8 protein-coding genes are annotated in these 10,843 nt (G+C 39.8%); 5 read left to right on the forward strand and 3 right to left on the reverse strand.

The features are described from left to right. Positions 1-19 precede the first annotated feature (19 nt). On the forward strand, positions 20-406 hold the full coding sequence (locus H6G68_RS23850) for a hypothetical protein (protein WP_127056123.1): 387 nt from the start codon (positions 20-22) through the stop codon (positions 404-406). A gap of 5 nt (positions 407-411) precedes the next feature. Here the strand turns inward: H6G68_RS23850 and H6G68_RS23855 are convergent, their stop codons facing one another. The 3 genes from H6G68_RS23855 to H6G68_RS23865 all read right to left on the reverse strand — a co-directional run bounded on the left by H6G68_RS23855 (position 412) and on the right by H6G68_RS23865 (position 4,132). Further along, positions 412-666 carry a hypothetical protein gene (locus H6G68_RS23855; protein ID WP_190908867.1) on the reverse strand — a complete coding sequence of 85 codons (255 nt, stop codon included), beginning with the start codon at positions 664-666 and terminating at the stop codon, positions 412-414. Between the two features lie 76 nt (positions 667-742). Then, a complete protein-coding gene (gene ppc / locus H6G68_RS23860) occupies positions 743-3,799 on the reverse strand; it encodes a phosphoenolpyruvate carboxylase (protein WP_190908868.1) in 3,057 nt (1,018 codons plus the stop codon). 114 nt (positions 3,800-3,913) lie between these two features. Continuing rightward, on the reverse strand, positions 3,914-4,132 hold the full coding sequence (locus H6G68_RS23865) for a hypothetical protein (RefSeq protein WP_190908869.1): 219 nt from the start codon (positions 4,130-4,132) through the stop codon (positions 3,914-3,916). A 216-nt stretch (positions 4,133-4,348) separates the two neighbouring features. Between H6G68_RS23865 and H6G68_RS23870 the strand changes: the two genes are divergently transcribed. From H6G68_RS23870 to H6G68_RS27940, 4 genes are all read left to right on the forward strand, one after another. Further along, positions 4,349-7,357 carry a DUF1574 family protein gene (locus tag H6G68_RS23870; protein WP_190908870.1) on the forward strand — a complete coding sequence of 1,003 codons (3,009 nt, stop codon included), beginning with the start codon at positions 4,349-4,351 and terminating at the stop codon, positions 7,355-7,357. A 289-nt stretch (positions 7,358-7,646) separates the two neighbouring features. After that, positions 7,647-9,146: an MBOAT family O-acyltransferase gene (locus tag H6G68_RS23875; protein ID WP_190908871.1), complete on the forward strand. Its 1,500-nt coding sequence runs from the start codon at positions 7,647-7,649 to the stop codon at positions 9,144-9,146. A gap of 322 nt (positions 9,147-9,468) precedes the next feature. Further along, positions 9,469-10,503, forward strand: a complete 1,035-nt coding sequence (locus tag H6G68_RS23880) for an AI-2E family transporter (protein ID WP_190908872.1) — start codon at positions 9,469-9,471, stop codon at positions 10,501-10,503. 164 nt (positions 10,504-10,667) lie between these two features. Next, positions 10,668-10,739: a hypothetical protein gene (locus H6G68_RS27940; RefSeq protein WP_422596727.1), complete on the forward strand. Its 72-nt coding sequence runs from the start codon at positions 10,668-10,670 to the stop codon at positions 10,737-10,739. Positions 10,740-10,843: the final 104 nt, after the last annotated feature.

A 10,843-nucleotide genomic window follows, 5' to 3' on the forward strand; every position in this document is an offset into this window, starting at 1 on the left:
AGCCATTTTAGGTGATGCTATGTCTGAAGCCCACACTCCTCGTAACAAAGACCGCAGCCTCGAACAAGCCCTGACTAACAAAATTATCGACGATTATTTCGAGAATTCTGAAAGTTGGCTGAGAGCAATTTTGCGGATGTGTATTTTCTCCTTGGCTGATATCAATGGAGAATCTGTTTTTATCGTCGAATGTCCGAATCAAGCTGTAGCAAAACGCCTGAGTCGTAAAACTTATCCGTTTCGGGGAATGGTATACTTTCTAACTGATAATTTTGATGATCGCGATCGCACCTTATTTTGTTATAAAGACGAACGTAAAGGATATTGGCGCTGTTTTGATACTAGCACTAACAGTTGGCAATCTTTAAGTAATTTACAATCTTCTCCGACCTCAACTGATAGTTGAATTGACTAATGACTAGATTTGCGTGTTACTGAACCGCCAACAAACGCTCCTAATATTGTACCTGTCCAAATTCCGGCTGTGCTACCTTGCCATATTGCTCCTGGTGTTACCCAAGCATTACACATCTGTTGCCAGCCCCAAGCTTGATTTTGACATTTCTGATTGTGCAGCATTGACGTGATTTGTCCGCCAATATAACCACCAAAAAAGCCAGAAGATAGCGCTAAACAAGTACAAATTATGATGCGTTTATTGGTCATGGTAATTGTTAATTAGGTAGGTGGGAATCCGTAATTACGAATTACGAATTACGAATTACGAATTACGAATTACCCATCAACCTGTATTTCTCATACCTGCTGCAATACCGTTAATAGTTAACAATGCTCCTCTTAGCAATTCACCTTTGCTGTAACGAGAGTGAATTACTCCAGAGGTGCTGGTGTTTTTGTATTGACGTAGACGCTTGAGTAAAGAAACTTGGATAAAACCTAAAGGTACAATTGTCCCATTCCGTAACTGTACAGAACGCTGCAAGATCGGATCACCGTCCAAAAGTCTTTTGTGTCCGGTAATGTTTAAAACTAAATCCCTAGTCAGATAAAATTCACTAGCGATTTGCTCAAAAACTTGCTCAAACCGGGATTTATCTTCAGGGTTGGACAATTCTTGGACGTAATGACGTGCCATTTCAATGTCTACTTTAGCTAAGGTCATTTCGGCTTTAGAAATTACCATTTTGAAGAACGGCCACTTCATATAAAAGTAGCGCAGCAATTTAAGGTGTTCTTCCGGTTCTGCGTCTAAAAAGTCTTGTAAAGCTGTACCCATGCCATACCAAGAAGGTAGCAAAATTCGGGTTTGTGTCCAACTAAAGACCCAAGGTATAGCCCGTAAGCTGCTTAAATCTTTCTTCCCAGATGGTCGTCGGGCTGGACGGGAACTAATTTGTAATTGGCTAATTTCTTCAATGGGAGTGACTTGGTGGAAAAAGTCGATAAAATCAGGTTGTTCGTAAATCAGGGCGCGATAATGTTGGCGCGATCGCACTGATAACTCTTCCATGATCTCATTCCAGGGTTGAATATCATCAAACCCAGTCCGCAGTAAACTAGCTTGCACTACCGCAGTAGTAATAGTTTCGACATGGTACAACGCCAAATCCACCAAGGAATATTTGGAAGCTAAAACTTCCCCTTGTTCAGTAATTTTGATTCTGCCATTAATACTGTTTCCTGGTTGAGCCAAAATTGCTTCATAAGCAGGGCCGCCACCCCGTCCCACCGAACCACCACGTCCGTGAAAAATACGCAGGTTAACGCCATACTTTTCGGCGATTTTCTGAAGTGATTTTTGGGCTTTATGAATTTCCCAGTTGCTGCTTAAAAAACCAGAATCTTTGTTGCTATCAGAATACCCCAGCATCACTTCTTGTAAGTTGGGGTTGAGAATAGAAGATGATGGGGAGTTGGGGATTTGGGGAGTTAATCCGGCTGTTTCTGGATTAATTGCTTCATAGCCCCCTGCTAATAAGGCGCGATATAGGGGGAGTTCAAATAGTTGACTCATGACGCTGTTAGAGCGTTGTAAGTCTTCTACTGTCTCAAATAGAGGTACGACTCGAATTGAACCTACAGCGATGGCGGGATCAAACAATCTGGCTTCTTTGGCTAAGATTAGAACTTCCAAAACATCGCTAACTTCCCGGCACATACTGATGATGTAAGTTTGGCAGATGCTGATCCCAAATTCTTGTTGTAGCGATCGCAAGATGCGGAAAGTTTCAATGACATCGTTGGTTTTTTCGGAAAATGGCAGTTCGCTGGGAATCAACGGCCGTCGGGTTTGCAGTTCCCCAGTTAACCAAGCTACCCTTTGTGACTCGGACAGTTCGTTATATGGTTGGGGTAAAACTTGCAAGTATTCGAGAATCTCATTCAGCGCGTCGGAATGACGGGATGATTCTTGGCGAATATCTAGCTGGGTGAGATTAAAGTCAAAAATTTCCACTTGACAGATCAGGTTTTCTAGTTCTCGACAGCCTAAGCCAGTTTCTGTCAAATTCCGTTGAATCAGCCGCAGTTCTGCTAAGAACTCTGATCCTGAACGGTACATTGAGGCATTTTCATTTTGTGGAACCTCCCGATTATATAAAGCCAGATTGCGATCGCGTGTATTTTCCAGTCGTCTTAGCACATAAGCCAGTTTCAGGCGATAGGGTTCTTGGCGATAACGCAGTGCTAGAGCATCATATACATCACTTAAGGTAGATTGATCTAACTCCAGAGATTCCAGCAAATCTGGTAGCACATCACTCCAGTGCATGGACACACTCAATAATTCGATCAGTTGTTTCACTGATTTGATATATCTTTCCAACACCATTTTCCGCTGATAGCAAGCGGTTTTCCAAGTCACTTCTGGTGTCACCGATGGATTTCCATCTCTGTCTGAGCCTACCCAGGAACCAAAGGAGCAGAAATTTTTACTAGGTGGTTCTAACCAAGGAAATGTTTGCTCTAGGGAGTATTTGAGGCGTTTATATAGTTGGGGAATGCCGTCAAATAAGACTTCTTGGAAGTAATGCAAGGCATAATCTACTTCATCGAGGACTGTAGGTTTAAATTGGTGAAGCTCGTCTGTACGCCACCAAAGACGAATTTCTTCTAGTAATCGTTCTTTAACTTCCGCAGCTTCCCAAGGATAGCCACCAGATCGATTTTCTAATTCATCTAATTTTTGTAACAGATCTACTACCTGTCTCTGTTTATCGCGGATAGTATGACGGACAATTTCCGTTGGGTGTGCAGTAAACACTAAGCGGATATCCAACTGGGAAATTAGGCGTTGAATTTGCTGCGGTGGTACATTTAGTTTGAATAACAGGGGAAATAAGGCAGAAAATGTCCCTTTTTGGCTGACTTGAGTGTTATCTATCCAACTTTGTGTTCCTGCGTCTGCACCTAATGCCTTGGTGACAGGTAAGTCATCTTCTCTTTGGTTCGTTGAATAAATAATATTGGCCAGATATTCCTGATTAGTTGTCTCTGTATCAGAATAGCGGGTTAATTGCTGTTTTTGTTCGTATTCCTGCTCAATTATATTAATTAACTGGAAATACAGAGCAAAGGCGCGAGCCGCACGAATTGCTTCGTTGATATTCAATTGTTCAATTAATTCGACAGCTGAAGAGGCTTGGTCGTGTGTAGCTTGTCCTTCAGGCGAACATAAATCGCGTAACTGTCGTAATAAGTCTACCATTTTTTGGCCGCATTCTTGTCGAAGAACCGACTCCCACAATTCCTCTACTACCTGTAGACGATGACGCAAGAATAATTCCGACATGGGGTAGACATTCGCTGTTTGCGATGAAGAGTATAAAAGGGAACCCATAGTCTCCGCTCTCGTAAAGCCAATACTGTTTACAATTCTAGTTTTTTCGCTTCGGCTGCATAGGACTACCTGGAGCCAATAAATGCTTATATATAGTTAGGGTTGGTTTAATTCCTATTCATCTGGGAAGGTGAGGTTGGGGAGGCGTTCACCCCGAAATACTTCTTCACTTGCTTCCCCTAAAGCTTCTAGTGCTTTACCAGTGGCTTTATCTGCTATGAGCAGCATAAGCAGAGCGGCTGTACTTATTTGGAGAAGACAAGATTGGGAAATGCTACAAAAAATCAAATTTAGTCCAGAATTAGTGGAGGTGTTTTGGGTTACAGATAACATTGCTAATTTTTTGTGATTGACAGATGAGTAAAATAGACGCAAAACTCAATCTTCATAGGATGTGTAACCTTATAAAACTATCTTTGCCCATTTTGCCAGCTACAAAGGTAACAAAATTGTTAAAAAAAAACTGCAAAATGTGATAAATCTATGTTTCTAGTTTACAAGTACAGGCAAAATCCCCCAATACTCGCTTCCTGTTAAAGTTAACTTCCCATGAAAACAGTATTACTTGATCGTCAGCAAACCTTAGTGCAGTGGGTAAGCCAAGCAACAGGGATCAGCACTTTCGGGGTGAAAGTCCGGTTGCTAGGAAATGACCTCCATATACTTTGCGAAGGTACAGACTGTCCGCAACGTTGGCATACTCTGTCTGATTTGCTGCAAGCACTACAGCAAACGGACTTGGATAGCCTCACAAGTGAAGAACAATCCCCAATATACCAAGTATTGGTCTATGGTCGAAAGAAAGGGGTACACCATCCTGAATGGTGTCACCGAGTGTATCTGAATCAATTAGATCGGCATCTAGAGCAGGTACAGCAAGAACTGTTAGCACATTCAGCCAAATCTAGACAAGTTAATGGGGCGCTGATTGTCTCAAATGAGAGTTTGGCGCGTCAAGGCAACCCAGACGCTATTGCTCGCTATCTCAGCGAAAATTTGAGTACTTTGGGTGTGGCAGTACAAGTTAAAATTAAGCCCCATCAGTCTCAAGCTGAATCTAAGACTCCAGGTCATCGTCTCTGGATATTTTGTCAGTCGAGTTATAGCCCTGATGCCTCTTTATTAGGGGAACCCATAGCTCAGAGGTTGCGACATCTCAAACTGTTGGGCTATGACGATGCAGTCATAGTTTCTCAAGTCAAAGGGGAAACTGACGCTGATTGGCGGCTAAGAGTGGATTTAACGCCCCCAGAGACGATGTTGAAAGAGTGGGCGCGGTGGGGAGATTTGCAAGCGATCGCTAGACTTTTAACTGAGGTGTTGTCAGAATTTAAAATTTCTATTCAAGCTTCTCTGAAAGAATTTACCCTACACATATTTTGCACCCCAGCCTTTGATCCCTTAGAAACAGCCCCAGCACCAGATAAGGAAACCTGCTTACAGGTAATTTTATCCCAGCTAGAAGCGATCGCTCCTCAAGGTATTCTTGCTGCTGCCATCTACGGTCAAAAAACAGGCGACAAGCAACCTGCCTGGGTAGATTGGTTATCTTTACCGGCAGCCAAGCATCCCGCTTTGGCAACATCCACACTGGATCTCAGTATTTCTGGTGATGAACCAGCAATCATTTTTTCACTAGAGCGCTTACTCAATTTTGACATGGATTGGCGGTTAAAAACAGGTGGTATCCGCGTGATGCTGCTTCGTAAAGGTGATTTGTTACACATTATGTGTGATGCGCCAATTTGTCCGACACGACCACAGGTAGCCACTAAAGTTGTTCAATTTATTCGCCAACTCAACATTGCCGGTATTATTGGTGTACGTGTTTATGGTCGTCGTGCCGGCGATAAAGAACCAGCTTGGAGTCACGGTGTTGATTTAGGACATCGTCAACGATTAGTGCCTGAAGCTACGCCAGAATTTGCGGCAACTGCTGAATATCTAAGTGATTTACTCAGTAGTGAAAATAATGAGCCAATTTTGCGTCCTGATTTAACACCACAGGACGTTCAAAGTTTTGTGACTGAAGTAGCACAGAATTGGGTAGAAACTGCTAACCACAAACTGAAAAAGTTGCTAGTAGGAACTCAACTGTTTACAGAAGCAACCTCGTCAATCGAATCTAATCATGATGAAGAAGGCATTTGGGGTGTAATAATTTGGATGGTATTAGGATTAGTTCTTGCAATCCAAAGTGATTGGATGTTGGGTTATGTGGTTACTCGGACTGGATCAAGTTCTACCAAAGTCGCTGGTATTTTATCCCCGTCACAATCGTCTTTGAAATTAGGAGAAGATCAGGGTCAGAAAACAGCATTATTTAGCAGTACTGAAAACACAAAATCTTCTCAGACTGAGAATTCTGCATTTAATGCTTCTGGATTCATCCAAAATGATAATTCATCAGAAAAATTGCCAGCTGCACCATTGAAAGAAAAAGCTAACTCTACTGCTATTCTTTTAGCAGCACGATCCCAAATACCAAGTTTTAATGCTCGACAATTAGATGAACAATTAGCACTGTATAAACACCGTATAGTCACAACTGGCCATCCTCCAGATGTATTAATTATTGGTTCTTCTCGCGCCCTAAGAGGAATCGATCCGGTAGCCCTTTCTAAAGCTTTAGCAACTCAGGGTTATCCCAACGTTGATGTATTTAACTTCGGCATTAATGGTGCAACAGCGCAAGTTGTAGATTTTATCATTCGCCAAGTTTTGGAACCTTCGGAATTACCCAGACTCATTCTTTGGGCAGATGGTGCTAGGGCTTTTAACAGTGGAAGAGAAGATATAACTTTTAATTCCATTGCTGCATCACCAGGTTATAAAGAAGTTTTAAATAAAGCGGCAATCAAGATTAGTAGCAATAAATTACTCAAATCAGAAACAAAGGTTACAACTGACGAAAAACTTCCTGTTTTGAAAACTGATAATAACAGCTATCAAGCCGCAGATGAGTGGTTAAATCAGTCTTTATTAGGGCTATCTTTTAGCTACAAAAACCGTGATCAAATTAAAAATTTATTGCAAAAACAACTAAATCATTTGCCTTTTAGCAATCAGCAAATGACAGCAAAAATTCAACTGATGCCCGATACCAACGCAGATAATACCACCCAATCAGTAGATTTTGATGGTTTTTTACCCTTACACATTCGATTCAATCCCGCCACATACTATCAAAAACACCCTAGAGTAACTGGAAATTACGATAACGACTATAAATCTTTTTTACTACAAGGTAAACAAGATGCAGCTTTGCAATCGGTTTTGGAGTTTACAAAAACTAATCAAATCCCCATAGTGTTTGTGAATATGCCTCTTACAGAAGAATACCTAGATCCAATACGGCTAAAATATGAGCAAGAATTTCAACAATATATGTTAAATTCATCTACTACTAATACCAACTTTATATACCGGGATTTCAGTAAAATTTGGCTAAAAGCAAATGATTACTTTTCAGATCCTAGTCACCTAAACCGCTATGGAGCATATGAAGTATCGCAAAAGCTCGCAATTGATCCCATGATTCCCTGGATTGTGAAGTAAGAAGGTGAATCATACCGTTTCAGTTTAAGGTTTATAAAAGTGGCCGGACGGTTGAGACGGAGATTAATTTGGATCTTTAATTAATAGGACTTACGCAAAAGTAAGGAAAAAATGAACCGCAAAGGCGCAAAGAGCGCGTTCTCGTAGCGTGCCGAAGGCATAGGAAAGAGGATTTAGAGAAATTTTGCGTAAGTCATTATTAAGTGACTTCATATTAGCTAACAGTGATCAAGTTTGACTGTTTACTGTTATCTATATCTGCCAATAATTAATAAGCAATTACTAAAAAATGAAGTTCATATCAATTTTTTACGGGATTTTTTTGCTGAGTGTTTTGGGCATTTACTGGACTGTATCTGAACAAAAGTTAAAACTGTGGACGTTACTAATAGCTAGCCTTGTATTTTATGCATCTTGGCACATTCAATATCTACCATTACTATTAGTACTTACTTTTATTAACTTTCGTCTGGGGCTAGAAATTGGGAAAAATACATCACCAAGTAAACATTCCCAAAACTGGCAAATTTCTAATGAAGATTGGCAATTTTCTCAAGCTGACTGGAATCTACGGCGGCTGAAGATTCTATGGTTGGGCATAATTTTAAATGCGGCAATTTTGTTAAGTTTTAAGTATTTGCCTATTTTATTAAAATTACTGTTTAATCAGCCCATAAATTCACCAGATGCGACATTTAAATTTATTGCCCCTCTGGGAATTTCTTTTTTTACCTTTGAGTGCATTTCTTATTTAATAGATGTCTATCGTGGTGCGCCTGCTACGGAAAAACTTTTGAATTTTGCTGTATATAAATTGCTGTTTCTTAAGCTAATTTCTGGACCCATTACTCGTTACCATAATTTAGCAGTTCAATTCAATACGGTCAGATTTCCTAATGTTGATAGAGTGGCAGAGGGTTTATGGTTAATTGCTAGAGGTGCAGTTAAAAAAGGCATTCTCGCAGACAATCTGGGAATTTTTGTGGATTTATGTTTTGGTAACTTACAACGGGCAGGTAGCGCTGATTTGTGGTTAGCTACCTTTGCTTACGGATTACAGTTGTATTTAGATTTTAACGGTTACGTAGATATTGCCCGTGGGAGTGCTTTACTTTTCGGTTTCGTGCTACCTGAAAATTTTAACTTTCCCTACTTCAGTACAAATATTGCCGACTTTTGGCGACGCTGGCACATCACTTTAGGAGATTGGTTGCGGAATTACCTCTACTTTCCTTTGGGGGGTTCCCGTCGTGGGTTGATTCGCACCTGTGGCAATTTATTAATAGTGATGCTAGTTGCAGGAATCTGGCACGGTTCCGCTTGGGGTTTTGTGGTTTGGGGCGCTGTTCATGGCATAGCTTTAGGAATTCATCGTCTCACAGATGCCATAAGCGATCGCTTGAAAATTCTAGAAATATTCTGGCAAAACCCTCTGGGGATAATTTTCGCTTGGTTTTTAACACAGCTAATGGTTTTTACATCTTGGATTTGGTTCCGTCTCCCCAACCTCCAAGACTCTACTTTGGTCTTTCAACATCTTTGGGGTCATACTGCTGATGAACAATTTGCCCAAAAAGTCTACGTGGAAGTCCTCAATATCAGCCAATATCAAATATCTTACTTACTCACAGCTTTAACAGTACTCATGACTATAGCTTATGTATTTAAGCGTGGTCTGAAGTTAGAGTTTAGCTGGCCTATTAAACTTGTCTTCGTACCTTTATGCTTTTACGCTGTGGGCTTACTAGCTCCCAAAGGTGGCTTGCCTTATATATACTTTGATTTTTAAAGAGTTCGGCGGAATTCCGCTGAACTTGTTAAATTAAAAGAAGACTCGTAGTCAGGACTTTAGTCCTTAAAATCTCCACAAAGAGTAATTTTTCACTCATTGCGAAAACTAAAAAACCAAATATAGTCTCTCAATAACTAACTGATACAGTTACGTAATGCATCCATCTAAAGTGACATTATAATCATCCATATTTGTGGTAAATTCCATCTAAAAGACAGATTTTTTATATATTTTAAGTTAAAGATGATCAGTAAAATCAAAATAATACCTGTGAGCCAATTTACTCCAGTTTATCATTTAATGCGGAGGTACTACAGACGTGAAATTTGGTAAATTGTTGGGCTTACTAAGCTTAATCGCTTCTCTATATATTCTTTGGCAGATTCGACGTTTGATATTACTGTTTTTTACAGCAGTAGTTCTAGCCACAGCTTTAAATCAGTTAGTTTTACAAATCCAAAAATTACACATCAAGCGTTCTTGGTCAGTATTACTCAGTGTTGTTGGATTGCTCTTACTGTTTATTAGCTTGTTCTTTTTGATTGTACCTCCTTTTATTACTCAGTTTAAAGAACTTTTAAAACTTCTACCAGCAGGGATATCCAGGATTCAAGATTGGCTCAACTATTTAGAAAACCGCTTTGGGGGAGAAACTGAATATATACCTAATTTTAATGACTTAATTCAGGAAATTCAACCCTTAGCCAGGCAAGTATTTGAGAGATCATTTACAATATTAACTACTTCTATTAATGCTACTTTAGAATTTTTACTCGTTTTAGTTTTGACTCTCATGTTATTGGCAGATCCTCAACCATATCGCCAATCATTTATACGGATATTTCCCTCTTTTTACCGCCGAAGAGTTGATGAAATTCTTTCGCGCTGTGCAACTGGGTTGGGAAATTGGACAATAGGTGCTTTGATAGAAATGGTATTTATTGCAGCTTTGAGTGGGATTAGTTTATGGATTTTGCAAGTTCCTCTAGCATTAGCTCATGCTGTTTTAGCAGGATTACTTAATTTTATTCCCAATATTGGACCGACGTTAAGTGTAGTATTTCCTATGGCAATCGCTCTCATAGATGCTCCTTGGAAAGCTGTAGCAGTTTTGATTGTCTATATTGTGATTCAAAATATTGAAAGTTATTGGTTAACTCCCACGATCATGGCTCAACAGGTAGCTTTATTACCTGCTATTACCCTAACTGCTCAAATAGTTTTTGCTACTTTTTTTGGAGCTTTAGGATTATTAATGGCAATACCCTTAACTGTAATTACTAAAACTTGGTTAGAGGAAGTTTTATTTAAAGATATTTTAGATAAATGGCAGCATCATTCTTTTTTGTCTTAAAATATGTAAACAAAATTGTTTTATCATCAGGGTAGTATGCCCATCTGACAATAGTTTTACATTATAGAATATTGAGAATATTAATCAAGAAACGGGGGAAATTATTTGTACTTTCTTTGGTAAAGGTAGCTGCCACGATTTTTCCTTATTCAAAAGTCAAGTTTTTGCCCCCTTACTCTCCTGAATTATCACCTATCGAGCTTTGTTGGTCGAAAGCAATTTCTCCGTTCTTGTGAGGTTAATTAACAGTAGCTGAAAAGCTAACAATTACTACCAATTACTCACTTATGCTCCCCGGCAAAGTCATCAGCTATTGTGACTGTATTGGGATTTTGTTGTA

Source organism: Anabaena catenula FACHB-362 (assembly GCF_014698735.1).
Classification (GTDB): Bacteria; Cyanobacteriota; Cyanobacteriia; order Cyanobacteriales; family Nostocaceae; genus Anabaena; species Anabaena variabilis_A.